At 47.4% G+C, this 21,377-nt stretch carries 15 protein-coding genes; 2 read left to right on the forward strand and 13 right to left on the reverse strand.

The window, feature by feature from the left end:
- From dcd to apbC, 9 genes are all read right to left on the reverse strand, one after another.
- Complete coding sequence (dcd, locus tag MCB1EB_RS05810) at window positions 1-570, reverse strand: dCTP deaminase (RefSeq protein WP_026920555.1); 570 nt, start codon at window positions 568-570, stop codon at window positions 1-3.
- A 5,845-nt stretch (window positions 571-6,415) separates the two neighbouring features.
- Window positions 6,416-8,212, reverse strand: a complete 1,797-nt coding sequence (locus tag MCB1EB_RS05820; protein ID WP_045362196.1) for an ABC transporter ATP-binding protein — start codon at window positions 8,210-8,212, stop codon at window positions 6,416-6,418.
- 3 nt (window positions 8,213-8,215) lie between these two features.
- A complete protein-coding gene (locus MCB1EB_RS05825; protein WP_045362194.1) occupies window positions 8,216-9,964 on the reverse strand; it encodes an asparagine synthase-related protein in 1,749 nt (582 codons plus the stop codon).
- Window positions 9,888-10,697, reverse strand: coding sequence for a lasso peptide biosynthesis B2 protein (locus tag MCB1EB_RS05830; RefSeq protein WP_045362191.1), 810 nt, complete (start codon window positions 10,695-10,697; stop codon window positions 9,888-9,890). Before MCB1EB_RS05830 ends, MCB1EB_RS05825 begins: the two co-directional genes overlap by 77 nt.
- Window positions 10,698-10,803: 106 nt before the next feature.
- On the reverse strand, window positions 10,804-10,935 hold the full coding sequence (locus tag MCB1EB_RS12385; RefSeq protein WP_232034088.1) for a burhizin family lasso peptide: 132 nt from the start codon (window positions 10,933-10,935) through the stop codon (window positions 10,804-10,806).
- Between the two features lie 98 nt (window positions 10,936-11,033).
- Window positions 11,034-11,165: a burhizin family lasso peptide gene (locus tag MCB1EB_RS12390; protein ID WP_232034089.1), complete on the reverse strand. Its 132-nt coding sequence runs from the start codon at window positions 11,163-11,165 to the stop codon at window positions 11,034-11,036.
- A 98-nt stretch (window positions 11,166-11,263) separates the two neighbouring features.
- Window positions 11,264-11,398 (reverse strand): burhizin family lasso peptide, encoded by a 135-nt coding sequence (locus MCB1EB_RS12600; RefSeq protein WP_313790318.1) that lies wholly within the window; start codon window positions 11,396-11,398, stop codon window positions 11,264-11,266.
- A 341-nt stretch (window positions 11,399-11,739) separates the two neighbouring features.
- Entirely contained in the window at window positions 11,740-12,261 is a 522-nt protein-coding gene (locus tag MCB1EB_RS05840; RefSeq protein ID WP_026920552.1) for a superoxide dismutase family protein, read from the reverse strand.
- Between the two features lie 122 nt (window positions 12,262-12,383).
- The gene (gene apbC / locus MCB1EB_RS05845) at window positions 12,384-13,472 is read right to left on the reverse strand and encodes an iron-sulfur cluster carrier protein ApbC (RefSeq protein WP_045365548.1); all 1,089 of its coding nucleotides are present in this window, start codon (window positions 13,470-13,472) and stop codon (window positions 12,384-12,386) included.
- Between the two features lie 395 nt (window positions 13,473-13,867).
- On the opposite strand from apbC, the gene MCB1EB_RS05850 reads away from it, so the two are divergent.
- Window positions 13,868-14,527, forward strand: coding sequence for a YiaD family glycine zipper/OmpA-like lipoprotein (locus tag MCB1EB_RS05850; protein WP_045365545.1), 660 nt, complete (start codon window positions 13,868-13,870; stop codon window positions 14,525-14,527).
- Between the two features lie 520 nt (window positions 14,528-15,047).
- On the opposite strand, the gene MCB1EB_RS05855 is transcribed toward MCB1EB_RS05850, so the two are convergent.
- The 4 genes from MCB1EB_RS05855 to MCB1EB_RS05870 form a co-directional block, all read right to left on the reverse strand.
- Entirely contained in the window at window positions 15,048-16,133 is a 1,086-nt protein-coding gene (locus MCB1EB_RS05855; protein ID WP_045362186.1) for an ABC transporter substrate-binding protein, read from the reverse strand.
- 17 nt (window positions 16,134-16,150) lie between these two features.
- Window positions 16,151-17,110, reverse strand: coding sequence for a LysR family transcriptional regulator (locus MCB1EB_RS05860; protein WP_045362183.1), 960 nt, complete (start codon window positions 17,108-17,110; stop codon window positions 16,151-16,153).
- A gap of 461 nt (window positions 17,111-17,571) precedes the next feature.
- The gene (locus MCB1EB_RS05865) at window positions 17,572-18,657 is read right to left on the reverse strand and encodes an ABC transporter substrate-binding protein (protein WP_045362179.1); all 1,086 of its coding nucleotides are present in this window, start codon (window positions 18,655-18,657) and stop codon (window positions 17,572-17,574) included.
- 43 nt (window positions 18,658-18,700) lie between these two features.
- Window positions 18,701-19,645, reverse strand: a complete 945-nt coding sequence (locus tag MCB1EB_RS05870; protein ID WP_045362176.1) for a LysR family transcriptional regulator — start codon at window positions 19,643-19,645, stop codon at window positions 18,701-18,703.
- A gap of 379 nt (window positions 19,646-20,024) precedes the next feature.
- On the opposite strand from MCB1EB_RS05870, the gene MCB1EB_RS05875 reads away from it, so the two are divergent.
- Entirely contained in the window at window positions 20,025-21,332 is a 1,308-nt protein-coding gene (locus tag MCB1EB_RS05875; protein ID WP_045365542.1) for a 2-hydroxycarboxylate transporter family protein, read from the forward strand.
- The last annotated feature ends 45 nt before the right edge of the window (window positions 21,333-21,377 follow it).

A 21,377-nucleotide genomic window follows, 5' to 3' on the forward strand; every position in this document is an offset into this window, starting at 1 on the left:
TTAAGCTTTAGGCAAAGTCACGCCGCTTTGCCCTTGATATTTTCCGTCACGATCACGATATGAGACTTCACATACCTCGTCGCTCTCAAAAAATAATACCTGCGCCACGCCTTCATTCGCATAAATCTTGGCGGGCAGCGGTGTCGTATTAGAAAATTCCAGCGTTACGTAACCTTCCCATTCTGGCTCAAACGGCGTCACATTAACAATAATGCCACAGCGTGCATAGGTCGATTTGCCTAAGCAAACCGTCAACACACTGCGCGGAATCCGAAAATATTCAACCGTACGCGCCAGCGCAAACGAATTGGGCGGAATAATACACACGTCTCCCTTAAAATCAACAAACGACTTCTCATCGAAATTTTTCGGATCGACGATGGTTGAGTTGATATTCGTGAAGATTTTAAATTCATCTGCACACCGAATATCGTAGCCGTAGCTTGACGTACCATAACTGACAATTTTTTTGCCGTGTTCATCGGTACGAATCTGGTGCGCTGAAAATGGCTCGATCATCTTATGCGTTTCGGCCATGCGCCGAATCCATTGGTCGGATTTAATTGTCATTCGATGTGCTGAGAAGAGGAATAAAAGCGACCATTTTACTTGATTGATGGAGCTTAGTGAAATCCGTGATACGTGCGTCGGCCTGGCGCTTAATGAATCCCATAAACGCGTTTACGGAAGCTTGCGAATAATTAGCTCATGTCTCAAAACCATAAAGCAATCCGCAACCTTGCTCTGGGTCTAGAGCACCCAGTACCCCGGCTTCCCGAATAAGCTTAGAGATGCTCAACTACCGCGCCGCGTTGCTTTAACAACTCCATGCTGGTTCGGTCCAGCCCACGCACCCCTTTGATGAGTGTCCCCTTGACTGTCAAAAAACTATGCGTTGAACTCCAGCAGAAAACCGGCTGATACCCTTCCTCTACTTTTGTCACCTCCCATTGCCGCACAGAATTATCCAAACTGCCCACTCCAACATAGTGGCTGCCGGAAACCTCTCTCCAGGCAAGACTTTTGACCGGCCCGCAATCTTGAATCATCATTTGACACTGCCCCGATTGCGCCTCCCACAGACGCACTGTATGGTCTAAGCTCCCCGAGGCGATCTGCTCGCCGCTCGGTGAATATATTACGCTATAAACCACTTCGGCATGTCCTTCTAAGGTGTGTCCGGGCATGCCGCTTTGCGCGTCCCACAGCCGTACAGTGGTGTCAAGACTGCCCGAGGCGATCTGCTTGCCGTTCGGCGAATACGCCACGCTCCAAACAGCAGCGGCATGTCCTTCTAAGGTGCGCCCGGGCGTGCCGCTTTGCACATTCCACAGCCGCACCGTCTGGTCCTCACTACCTGAGGCAAGCTGCTCCCCGTTCGGCGCGTACGCCACGCTCCAAACAGCGGCGGTATGTCCTTCTAAGGTGTGCAGAAGGACTCCACTCTGCGCGTCCCACAGCCGCACCGTCTGGTCCCAGCTACCCGAAGCGATCTGCTCGCCGCTTGATAAATAAGTTACGCTCAAAACCGCGGATGTATGCCCATTTAAGACATGCCTATAGGCACCGCTTTGTGCGTCCCACAGTCGCACCGTACTGTCATCACTGCCAGAGGCGAGTTGCTCACCACTTGGCGCATACACTACGCTTAGAACAGGAGCGGTATGTCCTTCTAAGACATATCCATGGTTGCCGCTTTGCGCGTCCCACAATTGCACTGTATTGTCTCTACTGGCCGAAGCGAGCTGCGACCCGCTCGGTGAATATGCCACGCCCCAAACAGCGGCGATATGTCCTGCTAAAGTGTGCCTAGGAGTTCGACCTTGCGCGTCCCACAGCCGCACTGCGTTGTCCTCCCCCCCCGAGACGATCTGTTCGCCGCTCGGCGAGTACGCTATGCTCCACACCGCGGCGGCATGTCCCTCTAAGGCGCGCCGAAGTCTTCCGCTTTGCGCATCCCACAGCCGTACCGTCTTGTCCCAACTGCTCGAGGCGATTTGCTTGCCGCTGGGTGAATATACTACGCTCAAAACAGACGACGAATGTCCTTCTAAAGTGTGCCCATGGACGCCACTTTGGGCATCCCACAGCCGCACCGTAAAGTCATCGCTGCACGATGCGATCTGCTCACCGTTTGGCGCATACGCCACGCGCAAAACAACGGCGGTATGTCCTTCCAAGATGTTCCCAGGGATGCCGCTTTGCGCGTCCCACAGCCGCACCGTCTTGTCTCGGCTGCCTGAAGCGATCTGTGCGCCACTTGGCGCATACACCACACTCAAAACGCCGCCGGTATGTCCCTCTAAGACGTGCGTCAGGGCGCCGCTTTGCGTGTCCCACAGCCGCACCGTCTTGTCCTCACTACCCGATGCAATCTGCCTACCACTTGGCGAATACACCACACTACTAACAGCAGCGGCATGTCCTTCTAAGGTACGCTTGAGAGCGCCACTTTGCGCATCCCATAGACGCACCGTCTTGTCCCAACTCCCCGAGACGATCTGTTCGCCGCTTGGCGCATACGCCACGCCTGAAACAATTTCAGCATGTCCCTCTAAAGTGTAGACTTTTTCCCAATCTGAAGTCGAATACACGTTGATCTTGCCGCTATTAAGACCTACGATACACCGTTTACCATCCGGCGAATACGCACAGGAATTTACCCTGCTATCTTCTTGGAGAAAAGGTAATTCTCCGAACCGTATGCCAGCCATCTGTGCTCCGCTTAAATTCGCGGCGCGCAACCAAATCGCGCGAAGATTGGCCTTTCTTAAATCCGCGCCTTGCAACTGCGCTGAATCAAATACTCCAAAACTCAGATCCGCCCCGGGTACCTGGATCCCTTTTAAATCAGCCTTAGTAAACGGTACACCCGCTTTGACCAAAATCGTAATCGCGTTAGCTGCTGCTTTCTTGATCGCTAAGGTCGCCATTTTTTGATTTAAAGCAATCGCTTTCTTCCAAGCATCTGAGTCAATTTTTGAATGATCAATTAATGCATGCAGTTGCTTTCGCAATGCGGGTTCTTTCTGCGCGCGTTCAGCTAAAAACTGTAGGATCGCGGGTTCCTTGACCAGATTCTTTCGCGCTAACAAGGAGTCGGACAAAGGCGTTATGTCGCTTACAGCTTCGCTCACGTCAATTTCGGTATCAACGCTTAGCATAGAATTCACGCTGCCCCGGCGAGACAAAGTCTGTTGCGGCGCCGCCCCGGTCTCTACATTGCCCACGGTACTTTTTGGTTCAAACACCGCGCGCGCCACAAAATATTCCAGCAATGATTTATGGATAAATTGATATTGATCTCCATTACGGTTTAATGGCCAAGCCCCTCGCAATACTCGCTGTTCAGCTCCTGAACCAAAAAACTCCTCTTTCCACGTCCCTTTATCTTCAAAACGCACATATCTTACGATTGGGCTACCACCTTGTCTTTCATAGAGTTGAATCGCTAGTGCCTTGACAAACGCTATCCCATTTCGCGTAAAACCCTCATCAATCAACTCTTCAAAGGCTTGCTTTTCATGACTGCCTAGCGTTTTTTCTGTTAAAAAGCGTTGTTTCGCACGCTCAAACCAGTGCTCAACGAACTGGTCATAAAGGGCGGTCCGCGTTAAACCCCTCGTAGACAAAACTTGCCCTTGGTTCACTAAATTAGGTAACACTTCTAGTGTTATCCGCAATAGAAAAGGATTACGAACTAATTCTTTTAAATTAGAAATTGTTTGCAATGCCTCTTGATAACGTGCAACTGACCAACCCAGCGGGTTGACTTTCACATAGGCCGCTAAATACGCATCAATCTCTTCGCTTGAAAAGGGGGCAATCACAATTTCCTGTAACTGCTTTGGGTCATCCGGCTCAAAGCGCCCTCGATCATCGACTCCAAAATATTCGGTACGACAGCCAATAATGACCTTGCCTCGCCATTGCCCTTTCTGATTGAAGCGATTGCTCTGATATAGATTTTGGGTTTGCTGGCTTTCATCATAGCCATCTAAAATAAAAACAAATGAGTGATTCGCTCTTAATTCTTGAATTTGCAGCTCACTGAACAATTCATTGCGCAAATGTTGTTCCACCAGCTGATGCACTGGGTTATCGATATCGGGCAATGTAATCAGTAAAGGAATGCGTGCCCCTTTTTTATATTCTTTCCATAATTGGGCTTCGAGAGCACGGTTAAAGGTCGATTTACCCGCACCTGAATCCCCTAACTGTAATAACACTTGTTGCTTACTTTGCAGAAATGTACGCACCGCCGGCTCTAATTTGAAGGTTTCAGCCGCGTGAAGATCTTTTTTGCCTCGAGGCGAGATATACAATGCTTCATCCGTTTGCCAGCCCGCGTTTCGCCTTTTTTGCAACTTGCGTAAACTCGCTTCAACTTCAGGCTTATGCTGAGCTCGGTCAAGCAGGCTGGGTGAAGCAGGCAATGGGGGCTCCGTAAAAAGAGGATAAGGACTCGCTGGGTTTTCTTGGCATGCTTGAAATAGAGCTTGCTTTTTAACATCCCCTACCTGCGATAGCTCGCCTAAAAGCTGTTTCGCGGCCTCAGCTAATGGAGAAGCCGTCCCCTCCAACTCTTTAATGATTTGAATAATCCGTTGCTTTAGGTTGACTTGCTGGCCCCATTGCGCATCGTTCGTATAAAGATCCCCCAAAAAACGTAAGGCACCTTGACGAATTTCATCTTCCAAATGCGGATTGGCCGCCAATTGACCTAAGCGTTCGCTTAAACCCCATTGAAAAGCTTGATGCTGACGGCAAAAGGCTTTTTGACGCATCACCAGTTTCTCAAGGCCAGTTAAACACTGCTGCTGTAGTAGTTCATCTATGCCACGGAGTACTTCATACCAAGCACCTTTTAGATTAAAATCCAAAGCCTCCTTAAGGCAGTCGCCAAAGGATTGCCCACTGTCTACTAAAGACGTAACCTGGTCATAAGCATCACTAACCGTTTCAAATAGCCCGCCAAGACCTTCAAAGCCAGCTTGAATATCCATAAAACTATCTAAGAATTTATTCAAATCAAAACCTTTCGCCGCACTTATTAGGCCTGACGCCCCTTTGATGAGGGCTTGTGCCCGGCGCATGCCACCCTGCCAACGTGTTTCATCATCTGGAACGTGCTTTAGCGCTTCACACGCGTAAGCCGCTTGATACACCAGATACGGATTTGAGTGGCCCTGCAGGCTTTTTAGATAATTTAATAAGGGCGCGTGCAGCGTTTCTCGATTTAAGCCTGCAATTTTGCTATCGGCCATCGCATCTAACACGCGCGATACGGCGCACGTTAAGTGATAGATGTTAGCGGTACTGTCCCTAAATGTGTCTTGTAGGCGTTGGTTTAAAATATCTAAGATTTTGACTAAATCGTCTTCTCGTAAATAGTTAGGAGCTGCGCCGCGGATGATTTCGGGTAAGCCATCTAATAAATTGAATTCTAAAAGAGTCGCGTTACGGATCCCATCAATAAAATGACCAAGCAATCTTCTAAAAGAATTTTCTTTCAGGACCGGGGCTAAAGCTACAATTTCGGCTACAGTCGATGCACTTTTAAGTTTGTCTTCCAGAAAAGAGGCGATGGTGTCATCGGCAAGTCTGTACAAACGCTCCCTTTCCTCTGCTTGCTCCTCGGCTTCTTTTGAGAACTTCGGGCCTGAAGTTTCTTGTGGATTCGGTAGTAAGGAGTTGAGGCAATAGGCTAAGTGCTGAGTGCTAAGAAGGCGCTCACCCACTGCCGAAATAGGATCTTTCACGACCGAGGCAGGGGGATCTTTGGGAAAAAATTGTAAGGAGGGTAGATTCGCCGCTCCTGAGTTGTCAGACGCCTTCGCGTGAACTGAGAGAGCGCTCAAATTAGACGACGCAGAGAAAGTCATTGATAACGACTTAAAATGCCCACGCCCTACACTACTGGAGAGAGAGCTATGATTCGATACGAGCAAAGCTTCTTTATGCTTGACTTTAGGGTGACCAAATTTTTCAGCTTTAAGATAGCTCGCGCGGGCCTTGTCAATTAAATTTAAACGAGCCAAGGTTTCCCCGCGCTCGAAATAGGCATCCGCCAGCATCCCTCGCAATGCCTCATCTGTTAATGACTTTGGATCTTGCGCTTGTCTCAACGCCTCTTTTACGTTCATAAGCGACATCAGAGTTTCTTTTGCTTGATCGTATAGAGGCAACGCTACAGTAAAATTTTCTAGTTCTTTCTGAACGCGAGCTTGCACTAAATAAATTTCACCTAGGTTTCGCGTGGTGGCTACTGGTAACGCCGAGTTAAATATTTTCATCTTTATTCCTTTAATTTTTGATGCAAATACATATAATGCGCTCGAATTATGTAGCGGCTGAAACCGGTCTTTTCGATCGCCTTGGAGTGACCTCTAAGCTTGCGTCAATTTTTTATTGTTTAGCAAAGGCTTATCACCTGATGCTGTTCACGCATAGGGGACCCAACCTGTTTATGCCAAAGGCTCGCATAGATGCCATTTTGCGCCAACAAACTATCATGCGTGCCTTGCTCAGCAATCACGCCATCTTTTAAGACTAAGATCAAATCCGCATGTTGGATGGCTGACAGCCGATGCGCGATGACAAGTCGGGTGGTTTGGCGATACCGTTCATGCAAATGCTTGAAAATCGTTGCTTCAGTTTGTCCATCGAGGGCCGCTGTGGGTTCGTCTAACAGGAGCAAGTGACTTTGCCTCAGCAGTGCGCGGGCCAGCGTGACACGCTGCCGCTCCCCTCCTGAAAGTTTATTGCCGCGCTCACCGATTTGAGTCTCGAGCCCAGCCTTTGCCGCCGCAATCACTGGCGTGAGCGCGGCCGTGCTGATGGCCCGCGCAAGTTCTGCGTCGGATGCTTGCGGACAAGCAAAACAGATGTTGTCGCGTAGCGACCGGTCTAGCAAATGCGCGTCCTGCGTGGCGTAACTGACCGATTGGCGCAGCCTTCCCTCAGAAAAAGATTCAATTGGTCGGCCATCAATCAAAATCTCTCCGCTCTCAAGGGAATATAAACGCAACAGTAGTTTCATCAAGGTCGACTTGCCAGCGCCGGTCGGGCCGACAATCGCACAAAAAGCGCCGGCTGGAACGGAAAAGCTTGCCTCTCGCAAAACGTATTTACCCGGAGCATGGCTAAAACTCGCGCGCTTAAATTGAATCGATGGCGCGCGCTCAAATAGCGCAGGGCTAGTAGATTTGAAATCCCAACGGGTAGTCAATTTATCCAGCAGCTCTTCGAGATTGAACAAACCAAGCCGTGCTTCGCGGATTGCATAGCCAAAAGAACTCAATGGCAGGGTGAATTGCAAAAGGTAACCATTTAAAAGCGCGAAATCGCCCACGGTAAGCCGCTGCGCAAAAATATCCCGGCACGCTAGACTCGTTAGCGTCGTGAGTCCAATGCCAACAATCAGTAATTGCAGCACGCCAAAGATTTCCATTTTACGAGCCAGTTGGACGCTCGCCTGTTCTCTAGCCTGGTAAGCGCGGTCAAGCTGCACCAGTTCGCCCGCTTCACTTGAAAACGCTTTGGCCGTATCAGCATGCGTGAGGGTATCAATCAAAAAAGTTGAAGCCTGGTCTGAGGCCAGATTTTTCTTACGCTGTAAGCCCGTATAATATGAAGTCGTCAAAGTCGTGGAATACAGATAAGCTGATAAAAAGCCGAGCAGGACAAGCGCATAAACCGCGCCAAACATCGAAAATACGACAATGCAGGCTAAGCAAATTTCAATGCAAAGTGGCGCAATATGCCAAAAAATCCCAATCAGGGCGCGCATCACACTGTCTTGAGCCCGGCTCACCTCGCTCGCTGAAGCGCCGCTTTGGTGATCACTTAGCGCAGCAGCGGGACGGTTGAGCACCTGGCTTACATAATTGACGGTGATCGTCCGTTTAACGCGCTCATTAATTGCCGTCACCAGATACTGCTCGCTACGCCGTAATGCCTGCGAGAAAAACCATGCACAACCATAAGCGATGCACAGCAGATAAGCGGTAATTGATGAAGTCGATAAATTAGAAAAATCGTCAATCAGTAATTTCAGCAGCACCGGCGTAACCACGGCCAGACCAATTGAAAATCCGGTACACCCAGTGGCTGCAATCACCTGCCACCGCGCATACCGCTCATGCGTCCATAAGCAACGCAACAAAAAACGAAGCGCCTTGAAGACTTTAGGAGCTTTGGGTAATTTCATGGGCTATTGCCATCCTTGAATAAAAAGTTCCGCTGCATAAAGATGCAGAATATCCATAAAATACTCGCTGCGGCCTTTGCAACTTTCCTGGATTGCAGTACGAGTTTTAATTGGGTCAATATACCCTTGCTTCACCAGAAAACCGTCAAGACAGTGCGCCATCACATGCTCCTTATGTTGACGTATGCCGAGCAAATCGATGCCAGAGGTTTCCCCTTTGTTGCGCCGCCAAAGATGCGTATAGCCGGTTGCCTCAGAAACAGATTGCCGCACGATAATCCGATTATGAGGGCCGTCAAAATGACGATAGCTGGGTATCGACAGCGCAAATTCAACCATTGGCTGACACAGAAAAGGGTAATGCGTCCCCTTTTTGAATGGATACGCCGGTGTTCTTACATCATCTAGCGACAAATAGGCCAGGAATAATTGATATAGCTTGCCCGGCAGACGGAGCTTAGTTTTTTGCATAAACGGGTGCAAATGAGAGCGACCATCCAGTGGTTTGAGTTCAGCCTCCCGAGACATCAACCCGAAAGCGCCGCTCACGCCCTCAGAAGGGTCAGCAGAAAAGGCCGCCTTGAAAGCCTGCCACGCAATATGGGTCAGCGATGTTCTGCGGATTAACGCCAAATCCAGCGCAATCCGAAACAGATGCCGCCAACGCAATGTGAGCATTGCATCCGCCAGCACGCCAAAAGGCGGAGGCGCTAGAAACAACGAATCCCCGCCATGTCCGCTAATCAGAACACTGTTTTCACGTTCCTCGAGCCGACTCGCAAAATGCTGATTAAAGGCCAGCAAGCAATATCGGATATGCGGCTTGGCAACCCGCGGGAGATGTTTGACGGGCGCGAACGACAAAACATCAGTGTCAATTTCACCAAGCTGAGCCCCTGCGCTTTGGGCGACGCGGCGGGCATGCTCAAGCTCGTTAGATGAGCCAACCGCTGAATTGTAATAATGCGCACAAGCAATCCGCTGCTGAGCCGGCGCTACCGCGCGCAACGCCAGTAAAACCGAGCTCGACTCCAAGCCGCCTGAAAGCTCTAATACCGGCCTCTCATGGCTTGTCATCTGCAAGCTCAAATAGTTTTTCAAAATTTCATACGGATTTTGCGAGGCTAACTCCTTCGTAGCGCTCGCCAACGGATTCCAAACCGGCAACATTTCTGGCTGATGCCCATGCGTATAGAAAATCGCGCATCCTGGCGGCAGCTCTGAGATACGCTCAAACGGCATCTCGCCACTTTGGATGGAACCCGTGCGCAGCCAGGTAGTAAAAAACGAGGCATTCCATGTTGGGCTCTCGCCCAGATCCTTGAGCGCCTGATGCAGGCAAGTAATAGAGTCTGAAAACAACAACCCGTGGCGCTCAGACCACGACCAATAGATTGCCCACTGATTACTCGGATCACAACAGCAAATAAATTTCTTGGCTACCTTATCAAAGCAGACAAATAAATACCGCCCCCAAAATTTAGCGGTTAATAAAGACGGGCCTTTTAAAGTAATTTCACGCAAATCATTTTGATTAATTTCAGTATTGTCTCGCTTTGAAAACGCCTGTCCATAAAAGCCATAGAAATACGCTTCATCTTCCCGATACAGTGTAGACAGACTATGGCGCTCATCTGCCTCCTGCCATAACGCGCCGGCTAGCCGGCCGCTGTTATCATGCGTTAAAACCCAATCCCGGTTTGGCGTTAAAAGCTCCTGTGTGGTGGGATACACGATGCCGAGAACAGTCATAGGGGAGTTCCAAGTGCGGAGTTGGAAATTCAAGAATGACGGACAGCTCTTCTCTTCTCAAAGCACTGTCGCCAATGATTGCATGGTTAGTTTCTGACCACGCATGCGCATAAAATGGGAAAGATTGGACGCCGATAAGCAGCTTTGACGCCAAACCCGCACGCGCACACACAAGCGTTAGCGCGGCAGACCACTCCAGACATTTAGTGGGTTTCGGATAAAATAAACACGCCCAATTGAGCGCATTTACAAAAGGCGTATATTCTTCTGTTTCACCAAAACGCAACTCATTTTGCCGAATAGCTTGAGTGCAGAGTTGCAAAATTCCAGTGAGTCCCCGCTTTGTAGCGTGCTTGTGTGCCGCCCTCAGATCAAGCAGCGCTCTTGTGATCCAGCTCCAAGCGGGCCGATTCTCAAAAGCATTGTCCGCCAACTTCCACCCGTTTGCGGACATCCCACCCGTTTGCGGAGATGGGCTGACTGCATTTAATTTGGGATCGACTGCTGCAAACGTTTGCGCGGTTACCAAATGAGCATCAATTAATTTCTGCAGAATCCCTCTATTGGGGGCACCATTCGCTTCAAAAGAGGCCGAATCAAGGCCAAGATAAGGCGCAACTGCGGCTGACTGCCCATGCGACAAAACGACATACCGGTCCCGGATCACGTCGAGCACAATAATTTGCCCTGAAAAACAAGCCCCCAAAATATTGGGCATCAAATGATGAGGCATCTATTCTTTTTTTATCTGGTTGTCTTCCCAAAACGCCAGACACAAGCTCTTGATCTATTTTTAAGTGCCTGGTCTGGCGTCACCCTAAGTTATAAGCCGATGATTCTTATAGGAATCGGCCAACACCCGCTTCTTTATATTTTCCTGAGCCACCCATGGTTGCTTCAGAAGCACAAAATTGCGTCAGCACTTCATCATCTAACTGGATATCTTGATTGAGCTCTTGATTCTTAATCATGGTTTTCTCCTTATTTTCTTCGTTGAAAAAATACCCGGCAAGCCATTTATTTATTTCTAAAATCCTCGCCTGGCATTCGTTAGACGATCAGTCCATCTTTATAGGAATCGGCCAACACCCGCTTCTCTATATTGTCCTGAGCCACCCATGGTTGCTTCAGAAGCACAAATTTGCGTCAGCACTTCATCATCTAACTGGATATCTTGATTGAGCTCTTGATTCTTAATCATGGTTTTCTCCTTATTTTCTTCGTTGAAAAAATACCCGGCAAGCCATTTATTTATTTCTAAAATCCTCGCCTGGCATTCGTTAGACGATCAGTCCATCTTTATAGGAATCGGCCAACACCCGCTTCTCTATATTGTCCTGAACCACCCATGGTTGCTTCAGAAGCACAAAACTCGCTCAGAGTTTCGTCTTGTAATTGGATCTCTTGTATTTTGTTTTCTTTGCTATTGGTCATGTTTTCTTCCTCATTCTCATAAGTAAAATAAACCGCCCCCACCGCAGACGGATGACAATGACTACACACGGCTGGAACCCTAAAAACGAAGATACCTTCTAAACGAAGGTTCCCTCTAAATTCCATCACGTGTTTCCAACTATAGAAGGCGAGAAAAATTATGCAAGAAATTTTTTGAGTTTTTTTAGTCAAGCCGGCGAACTCCAGCCTAAATTCTCAAGTAAGGAAGACATTTTTATTATAAATTTCAGCCAGTTAGCTCTACCCTGCCCGCAACCTCCTATAGCTAGATCAAGCAACACTCCCATGCCTCACGCAGTTCGCTGATAACAAAAAATGGTTTATCTCCGAATCACGCCGCACGCAAGCCGTGTTTTTTCTAACGAGGCATCCTCATTACGCAACACCACCACCGAGCGTCCAACCACTGAACGAATCCCATCTAAGGTAAGCTCAGTGACCACCACAAAACCCGTCGCGCCACCATTTGCATCGGCTCTAATATTGGGCATATTGCCTGCTGGGCGCGCGCTACCTCCACTCCAACGACTCGGGTCAAATACCTGGCCGGAATCGCGGGCGCTAAACGCATTGCAGTGGCCCCGCTCATAAATTAGAAAGGAATAATCACTGTTTGGCGGCAGCCCCACAAGATTATAGGTGACTTGCATACCGTCGACCCGCTCAATAAAATTCACCGTGCCACGCGCATTACTTCCCAGCGTCGGCAGCAACACCGCATGCGCGCGTTTTTCGTGCGGCCTGAATAAGGTCGAACACCCAGCATTGAGCATACTGAAAGCACTTACAATCAGAAACACGCAAAAAACCGGGGAAATCATTTTGCCCAGTGGTTTTCTCATACAGTCCTCTGATACTTAATTTCGATAAAATACCGTCTAGATTAAAAAATCTCAGCGCCTTGCACTAAAACACTATCATAACGCGCAAAGCCAAAGATGCGGACATCGTAGGCCACAAAACATTATGTGTTTTGCACCACAATATCTGGGAACTTTGAACTCATATCGCGTGCTTTGCGGGCCACGGCAAACGCAACTTTGCGCGCGATATCGTGGTAAATCTGCGCATTACGCCCGTGCGGCTGCGCCACGACAGTGGGACACCCGGCATCAGTCCGCTCACGAATGCTCATATCAAGCGGCAAGCTGCCAATTAACTCAACCCCAAACTGTTTGCACATTTGTTCTGCACCGCCCGCGCCAAAGATAGATTCTGCATGTCCGCAATTAGAACAAATATGCGTACTCATATTCTCCACAATGCCAAGAATTGGGACCTGCACTTTCTCGAACATTTTAAGCCCCCGCTTAGCGTCGAGTAATGCAATATCTTGCGGCGTAGTCACGATCACCGCCCCCGTCACAGGCACCCGCTGCGCTAACGTCAACTGGATATCGCCTGTGCCAGGGGGCATATCAACAATTAAATAATCTAGCTCCCGCCAGTTGGTTTGCCTGAGCAACTGATCAAAGGCAGACGTGACCATCGGGCCACGCCAAACCATTGGGGTATCCGTTTCCACCAAAAACCCGATCGAATTAACTTGGATACCGTATCGCTCAAGCGGCTCCATCGATTTTCCGTCTTTTGATTCAGGTTTACCCTCAAGGCCAAGCATCATGGGCTGAGATGGGCCATAAATATCCGCATCTAGCAAACCAACACTCGCCCCTTCCGCCGCCAATGCAAGCGCCAGATTAACCGCGGTTGTGCTTTTGCCTACGCCACCTTTGCCAGATGCAACCGCAATGATATTTTTTATATGAGGCAGTAACTTAATGCCCGGCTGCACTGCGCGCGCCACAATCTGCTGCGAAATCGTAACATCAACGCTCTTCACCCCAGGCACTGCGGCAAGTGCATTTGTAATGCGAGTATGCAGCGCTTCAAACTGACTTTGCGCCGGATAATCCAGCACCACCTCAACGGTTACGCAATCGTTCTCGACCACGCTACGGCGTACGCTTTTTGTCGAGATCAAGTCCTCCCCCCGCTGCGGGTCGATGATCTGGGCTAATACAGCTTGAATTTGAGCGTTATCAATACTCATAAAATTTCCATTCATTATTCGTTCATTGTAACGGCAGCGCACTGAGTAACCCGCATCAAACGAGCCAATCGAAATACACAATCGCGCCATCCCTTCAGCTTGCTAAAAACGAGTAGAAACTACTGATCATAACGCGAGATCTAAGAAAATTGGATAATTCAATCCTATACAAGGTATTCAGTTGATGCGCAATTCAGACAGTCACAACAGATAACCTCAAAATATATTGCGTAAACACCTCTTTATAGAACAATCTAGAACAATCTTAAATATATTCAAATCCAAGAGAAAATACGATCGCTTCTGGTACAAAGCTTATTTTTTGTAGTTAGCGTTACGCCAATGATTGCAACAAACCTTAGTCCCAAACTTAACCTTCGGAGTCTATGATGAAAATGAGCTCGAAAACACTTACCCTACCCCTTGCTTCCTGTATCTTGGCGAGCGCCCTTTTTGCGGGGTGCGCAGCGCCTCCTGGACAACAAAACAATGCCGCGTTAGGCACCGGCGTTGGCGCGGCCACCGGCGCTGGCTTGGGCGCACTCATTGGCAACTCAGAAGGCGCGATGATCGGTGGCGCAATTGGCGCCGTAGCGGGTGGTCTGACAGGTTACAACTGGAGCGCAATTAAGCAACGCTTAGCTGGCGCCACCCAAGGCACGGGCACGCAAATCACTGAGCAACAGGATGGTTCGCTCAAAGTCAATATACCCAGCTCAGTTTCTTTCGCCACTAATAGCTATCAAATCCGTCCAACATTTACGCCAGCTCTTGACGAGGTGGCGCGGACCTTGGTGCAAAATCCAGAGCTGGTGTCCCGCATCATTGGCCACACTGATAATACCGGCGCCGTACCTTACAACATGACGCTCTCGCAAAGCCGCGCGCTAGCCGTGGTTAACTATCTCGTAAGTCGCGGCGTCGCCTCTGGGCGGCTTTCATCTGAAGGGCGTGGGCAAGCACAACCGATTGCCGACAATCTTACGCCAACGGGCCGCTCACAAAACCGGCGCGTGGAAATTTTTCTCTACCCGTTGCAAGCTAATCCCGCATAAACAAATTGCCAAAGCGCAAAAAAATAGCGAACTTACCTTATATTACTTTGTCTGATCTTGCGACGACACTCAGAGAGACCTCTTCTCTGGGCGTCGCCTTCTTCTCTTGTTTTTTACAGCGGGGCTTTAGGCCCTGCTTTTTTTTCGTGCGCCCAGTATGGCCCCAATCTTGGGGGCAAGTGCTCCCGTAAGTTAGCCACAACCGCTGCAAGCGTTCAAGCACCGCATTCGTGCACTGACTCGCCGTTCCGGCGGGCGCGCAGCACGAAGGACGTTGTGAAACGGTTACGGCCTTATATATTGAGATGGAAAGCGTTCAACTTCTCGAACCGCCCAGTGCGAACCCACATGCCGGGTCGTGTGGCAGGAGCACATCCTTAGGGCTGCCTCTCCTATGCTGATTGTGTTTAGTATTTTCTGGCATAAAATACCAGCTTCAAGCATCATTTTTTCATGGCATTTTGAATGATATTATTTTTATCCCTAAGCGGAAGTAAGTCCAAATAGGTTAAGCGTTTAGTTAATTTAGCATCCACTGATTAAAGCGTTCCATGATCTCTTCTTGATGCTTAAGCCAATATAGATCATTGCTACGTATTCCCTTTTGGAGATTTTTTGGATAGGTTAAAAGATCTGTTTTTTGCTTTGAATCAATATATTGAAAAGCATCTGGCGTAGGAGGCCCATATCCGCCATAAGCTGCCAGTGATGCCTGACGCTCTGGGTTTGAGGCAAATTGGATGAACTGGCGGCATGCTTGAATATTTGATGATCCCTTCAAAATTGCCCATTCTCCGCAGTCATAAATATGCTGCTTCCATGAAAATCCTACAGGTGCGCCCGCTTTCATCGCCATATACGCACGGACAATCCAAACCGGAAGCAAATCTACTTCGCCAGACTGCAACAATTGTTCAGTCTGAGCTGCGCTGGTCCACCAGACGCTAATATGAGGCTTGATCCTATCTAAACTACGAAACGCCCTATCAAGGTCAAGAGGATAAATGTTTTCAGCAGCTACCCCATCTGCCATCAGCGCCATTTCAATAGTGGCGCAAGGATGGCGGCGCAGAGCGCGGCGGCCTGGAAAATCTTTCACATTCCAAAAATCTTTCCAAGTTTCCGGTAACGGGCGACCTTTGAAGGCATCTTTTCTGTATGCAAGTACGGTAGTGTATACATTCACTCCCACGCTGTAGGGTGATCTAAACTGCGATGGCATCAACGAGACAAAACGATCATTTTCAAGTTCATGCTTTTCTAAATAAACCTTATCTCTTGCAGTCAAAGATAAGACGGCTCGACTACTAATAGCAGCTATATCCCAAAACAATTTATTATTTTCAACCATTGCTCGAATCTGCGCAGAAGGCTCGTGCTCTGAGGTTACACTAGCTACTTCTATACCAGTTGCTTTCTGAAAGGGTTTATAAAATATATCTTTAAATATCTCAGCCTCTGTACCGCCCGCATCACGCACGATAATACGTTGCGCTGAACTTGCCTTAGAGGGTTTAGAAGAAAGCGCGGTAGCAAGGGCGGCAATACCTAATGCTATTTTCTTTATCGCACAGCGCCGCCCAAAGGTTTTTCGGCTTTTGTCCATTTGGTCCTCTGCATAGCTCAAGTTCTCACAGCTGGATAGTGTGAACAGTCTTGGTTAAAAAACGATAATTGTTTAGTAATCAATCTAAGCAATTGATTAATAGATGGCGAAAGTAGCCTGCCCCGTCGGACGATTAAATGTGTTTGCGCTGACATAAAAATAGGGTGGTCAATATCAAGTGCTATAAGCTGACCCGAATCAATTTCTTGACATGCAGCAAAAGCTGAAAGCAGCGTGCCACCTGATAATACGGCAAATCTTTTAAGAGCAGAAGAAGCGCTACTTGTGAATGTTGGCGTTATCTGGATTCTTTCCTCTCGTTCTACTTCTTGAACTAAATCGCGCAAACTAAAGGTAAGTGGTGATAATGCCAATGGATAGCGCGCCATTTCTGCTACCGTGATTTTATGTCGAACATGCGCTAGCGGATGGCCTTTACCTACTAAAAGGTTCACGGGTAATGATGCCCGTGCGAGGCAATTTATCATTGGTTCATCAATTAAAGGACTGCGAGTCAGCCCGATATGCGCCTTATCTTCACGAATTTGAGCGACCACTTGAGGGCAATTAATTTCTTCAACAATGACATTTATATCTGGGTATGCACGATAAAAATCGTTTAGCACCTCATCCATTAATGCAGCAATATAAACATTAGGCGAAGCAATAGTAATATTTCCCCGCTTCATAGCCCGTAATTCATATAAATTAGCTTCAAGTTTATCCTGGTTGGCGCGCGTTTCTCGATAATATTCTAGGACGATATTAGCGGCTTCGGTGGGCTTCATCCCAAGCCGGTGACGCCGCTCAAACAGTAGTGTCCCTAATTCATTTTCCAAGATTTGAATTTGGCGTGTAACAACGGATGGAGCGGTATTGAGGCTATTTGCCGCAGCGCTAATCGATCCAGCAGAATAGACTGCATAAAAGTAACCTATCCGCCGCTGATTGATTTCGCTTGATAAAATATGCCTCATATTCCCCCCATTCTATTTCTATCTTTTTTCTACCAATAGCAAAATAAAAAAATACATCACATATCATTTCATTCTAAAACGAGTTTAGAAATTTTCGTGATCTTTTTTGAGTATATTTATTTCATTTTTGGTATGGAAAAGATGGGCATTGGACAGTGTAGCTTCGAGTTTCTAAAAAGTTTAGATTTTGAATACCTACATTGGTAATGCAAATCGAGTATATGAACTTAGGGAAGTTCTGCATAACTTAAAAAAAATTTGCATTTAAAAAAATTACGTCTAGTAATGATAAGGGTTACAGCCATGTCGCGGAAGATGAGATGGAGGTTATGCAGACCCTCCTTAGCTTGCATATGATCCGCCGCTTGCATTATGGGCTGTGTATTCCCGCCGGAGTATTGATCGGGAAACTCTGTTGATACCAGAGATATTTTGTTAAGCGAAAATACTTAACTGTCTAGTCAATTTAGCATCCACTGATTAAAGCGTTCGATGGCTATGCTCTGATTTTTAAGCCAGTACGAAGCATCGATAAATAGACCTTTCCTAAGGTTATCTGGATAAGTTTGGAGAAGTTTAGCCTGCTTTGGATCAATATAATTGAAAGCGTTAGGCTGTGTCGGTCCAATCGCATATCGCGCAAGCAGTGCCTGCCGCTCAGGATTCGAGGCGAATTTAATGAACTCGCGGCATGCATTAGCGTTTGGGCTTCCCTTAAAAATTGCCCAATTATCGTACCCGTAAATATGCTGGTCCCATGAAAACTTGAATGGTGCGCCGGCGCTAGTAGCTGCCTGTAATTTAGAAATCAAGGCTGGCATTAAATCTATTTCGCCAGTGTTCAGTACTTGTTCAATCTGAGGCCCACTTGTCCACCAAAAAGAAATATGCGGCTTAATTTTATCAAGTTTACGAAACGCCTGGTCGAGATTACAAGGATAAACTCCGTCAGGTGATACGTCATCGGCCATCAGTGCTTCTTCGATAGTGTCGAAGGGGAGTTTACGCAGGCTGCGGCGACCTGGAAAATCTTTTACATTCCAAAAATCTTTCCATGTCTGAGGAGGATTTTTTTTGAAGACATCGGTTCGATATGCGAGCACAGTGGTGTATACATTCGTCCCGACGCCATAAGGCGATATGAACCTCGATGGAATCGCAGATATAACTGGGTCGTTCTCAAGTCCATGCTTTTCCAGGTAAACATCCCTGCCCGTTGTCAAAAACAGAATAGCCCTATGGCTGAGACTTGCCATATCCCATGAACGGCTTTCTGTTTCAATCATCGTCCGAATATATGCGGTGGGTTCCGCGTCCGAAAAAACACCGATAACTTTAATGCCGGTCTTCCGCGAGAAAGGTTCATAAAACACCTCTTTATATAAGCGTGAGAGAACTCCGCCTGGATCACGAATGACAATTTGTTGCTTCGGTGCTGCCCGAGATCGAGTCAAAACAAAAGGCGCATAGACAGTAGCGCCTAGGGCTGACAACGTCTTGATTGCGTTACGTCGACCTGAGCTTAGAAGCTGCTTTTCGTTATCCATATTGGTAATACCCTCACTGTGCTAAGAAAAAAAACAGAATGTTTTAAGCTACGCCCCGCGAGAAAATGGATGATTTCGCTACAATCAATCGTAACAATTGATTGACTGCTGGCGGAAGTGGCCTGCCTTGCCTGACGATTAAACAGGACTCTACAGAGTTAAAAGCCGGATGATCAATTTCAAGTGCAATCAGTTGACCCGCCTTGATTTCATGGCGCGCGGCAAAAGAAGAAAGAAGCGTTCCACCTTGGCAGGTACTAACGAATTTTTTACGGGCAGAAACGGAATTACTAATAAAAGATGGAGACAACTGTATTTTCTCTGAGCGCTCGGCCTCTCGGATCATCTGCCATGTATTGAATGAAGTGGGTGGAAGTGCAAGCGGGTAGCGTGCTATTTCTGAGAGAGTTACTTTCTGCTTATTAGCGAGTGGATGATCCTTACTCACCAACATGCATACACCGATTGGCGCACGGGCATAACATCGAATATTCGGATGTGTTGGAGAATAATTATTAACTATTCCTAAATATGAAATGTCTTCCAAAATATTTGTCATAATTTGAGGAGACGGATTAATTTCTTCAATATGAAGCTTCAAATGAGGATACGTTAAACAAAATTCGCCCAATACGTCTTCCATTAAGATATCAACGTATACAGTAGGTATCACAATAGAAATACTGCCGCATTTCATGCCATGCCGCTCTTCTAAACGGGTGTCCATATGATCTAGCTGTGCACAAACTCCCCGATAACAGTCAAGTACGATATCAGCGACCTCAGTTGGTTTCATACCATTACGTCCGCAACGCTCGAATAATACGGCTCCAAGCTCTTGCTCTAAAAGTTTGATTTGGCGTGTCACTACTGACGGTGCAGTATCCATATTGTCAGCCGCAACAGTGATTGATTTATTTCTCATCACCTCATAAAAATAGCGCAGCCGCTTTTGATTAAACTCCTTCCACCGATTACCTGCTTTCATGAACACCCGCTCGTTTGTGGATATATAAGCCACTAATCTTTACAAAATTAGTAATGATAAAAAGGTATTGTTGCTATTGTTATGCATATTCTACGCCGGCCATACTAGCACCGGAATCAGTTCATTAGAGGTAGGCATGCCTTTAATACAACAAAATTCCATGTGTATCCCTCCCTTTAAGCAACGGTATGTAAATGCCGTTGCTTTTTTTAGGCGTGCCCTGATTGATAGAGCTTTTAAAAACGCTTAGAGGGCATTTTTGATAGCGAGGGCTAAATAAATATTTACTTCAAGGAGATATAGGCGAATGGATACAACTCCTGCTGATAGCAGCGTTTTGACGCATAAAAAGTGGCGATATTTTCTAGAGCGGAATCAAATGGGGAAATTCAGCCTTTTATTTAGTCACGCTCACTGGCAAAAGCTCATGAACATGAGAGTCGGCATTATCCCGTTGCCCATATTTTTCATTATGCTTGTTTGCCTAGTAATTCTTCTAGCTTTAAAAAAGGTTTCCGGCGATATTTCAATCATGGTCGCACTACTTGCCACATGCGGCTTTACTTGTGCCGAAATAGGCGAGCGTATCCCAGGGTTAAAGCAAATAGGCGGGTCCGTCATCGTGAGCATCTTTCTTCCAGCTTATCTAGTTCATTACAAGCTTTTACCGGTTGAATTAGTCGGGTCAATTAGCGATTTCTGGCACTCAACTAAGTTTGTCTATTTATTTACTGCTTGTGTGATCGTTGGCAGCATCCTTAGCATGGACCGCCAAGCCCTTATTACTGGCATCGTCAAGATCTTTATCCCCCTTGGTGTGGGTTCTGTTATTGCAGCGATAGTTGGCACACTAACCGGTATGGCCTTTGGGTTAAGCGCGCACCACACATTCTTTTATATCGTTATCCCCATTATGGCAGGCGGCATTGGTGAGGGCGCTATTCCTCTCACGCTTGCTTATGGCGAGATTTTGAATACTCCACAAGACCAGATATTTGCCCAAGTCGTACCGGCGATCGTGCTGGGGAATTTGGTGGCGATTATCTGTGCAAGCGTGCTTAATCAATTAGGCAAGCGCTATAGTCGCTATAGTGGACAAGGCCGTTTATACGACATTGAAGATGACGTACTCGCAAGACCCATCCATACTTCATCGGCCATGGTTGAGCATATTGCCGTTGCGGGCCTGATTGCGATTTCTTTTTATATCGTAGGCATCATCGTACATAAACTGATTGGCTTGCCTGCTCCCGTCGCTATGCTATTTCTTGTCGTGCTTGTCAAACTCACTTATACGATTCCACCCAAATTAGAAAATGGTGCTCGTACGGTTTATAGCTTCTTCTCTAAAGCTGTGACTTATCCCTTACTCTTTGCGATTGGGATAACGACCACTTCTTGGGCTGATTTGATGGCAGCTTTCAATTTAGCTAACATCGTTACTATTGTCGTCACAGTCTTTACGCTGACTACAGTTGGGTTTTTTGTGGGGAAATGGATCGGTTTATATCCAATTGAAAGCGCTCTGATTAATACGTGTCACAGTGGCATGGGCGGTGTTGGCGATATTGCGATTCTGACTTCCGCTCACCGCTTGCAACTCATGCCATTCGCGCAGATAGCCACTCGCCTAGGGGGAGCACTCACTATCACCTTTGCTATTGTCTTACTAGGGAGGCTTTCATAGGTACCAAAAACTTGCTTATCTGTGAGAGTGCTAGCTCCAATGCTT

Origin of the sequence: Mycoavidus cysteinexigens, assembly GCF_003966915.1 — a bacterium.
Classification (GTDB): Bacteria; Pseudomonadota; Gammaproteobacteria; order Burkholderiales; family Burkholderiaceae; genus Mycoavidus; species Mycoavidus cysteinexigens.

Excerpts from the sequence above, each read along its gene's own strand:
- dcd (WP_026920555.1), bottom strand. The coding sequence starts at position 570 with ATGACAATTAAATCCGACCAATGGATTCGGCGCATGGCCGAAACGCAT.
- MCB1EB_RS05820 (WP_045362196.1), bottom strand. The coding sequence starts at position 8,212 with ATGAAATTACCCAAAGCTCCTAAAGTCTTCAAGGCGCTTCGTTTTTTG.
- MCB1EB_RS05825 (WP_045362194.1), bottom strand. The coding sequence starts at position 9,964 with ATGACTGTTCTCGGCATCGTGTATCCCACCACACAGGAGCTTTTAACG.
- MCB1EB_RS05830 (WP_045362191.1), bottom strand. The coding sequence starts at position 10,697 with ATGCCTCATCATTTGATGCCCAATATTTTGGGGGCTTGTTTTTCAGGG.
- MCB1EB_RS12385 (WP_232034088.1), bottom strand. The coding sequence starts at position 10,935 with ATGATTAAGAATCAAGAGCTCAATCAAGATATCCAGTTAGATGATGAA.
- MCB1EB_RS12390 (WP_232034089.1), bottom strand. The coding sequence starts at position 11,165 with ATGATTAAGAATCAAGAGCTCAATCAAGATATCCAGTTAGATGATGAA.
- MCB1EB_RS12600 (WP_313790318.1), bottom strand. The coding sequence starts at position 11,398 with ATGACCAATAGCAAAGAAAACAAAATACAAGAGATCCAATTACAAGAC.
- MCB1EB_RS05840 (WP_026920552.1), bottom strand. The coding sequence starts at position 12,261 with ATGAGAAAACCACTGGGCAAAATGATTTCCCCGGTTTTTTGCGTGTTT.
- apbC (WP_045365548.1), bottom strand. The coding sequence starts at position 13,472 with ATGAGTATTGATAACGCTCAAATTCAAGCTGTATTAGCCCAGATCATC.
- MCB1EB_RS05850 (WP_045365545.1), top strand. The coding sequence starts at position 13,868 with ATGAGCTCGAAAACACTTACCCTACCCCTTGCTTCCTGTATCTTGGCG.
- MCB1EB_RS05855 (WP_045362186.1), bottom strand. The coding sequence starts at position 16,133 with ATGGACAAAAGCCGAAAAACCTTTGGGCGGCGCTGTGCGATAAAGAAA.
- MCB1EB_RS05860 (WP_045362183.1), bottom strand. The coding sequence starts at position 17,110 with ATGAGGCATATTTTATCAAGCGAAATCAATCAGCGGCGGATAGGTTAC.
- MCB1EB_RS05865 (WP_045362179.1), bottom strand. The coding sequence starts at position 18,657 with ATGGATAACGAAAAGCAGCTTCTAAGCTCAGGTCGACGTAACGCAATC.
- MCB1EB_RS05870 (WP_045362176.1), bottom strand. The coding sequence starts at position 19,645 with ATGAAAGCAGGTAATCGGTGGAAGGAGTTTAATCAAAAGCGGCTGCGC.
- MCB1EB_RS05875 (WP_045365542.1), top strand. The coding sequence starts at position 20,025 with ATGGGGAAATTCAGCCTTTTATTTAGTCACGCTCACTGGCAAAAGCTC.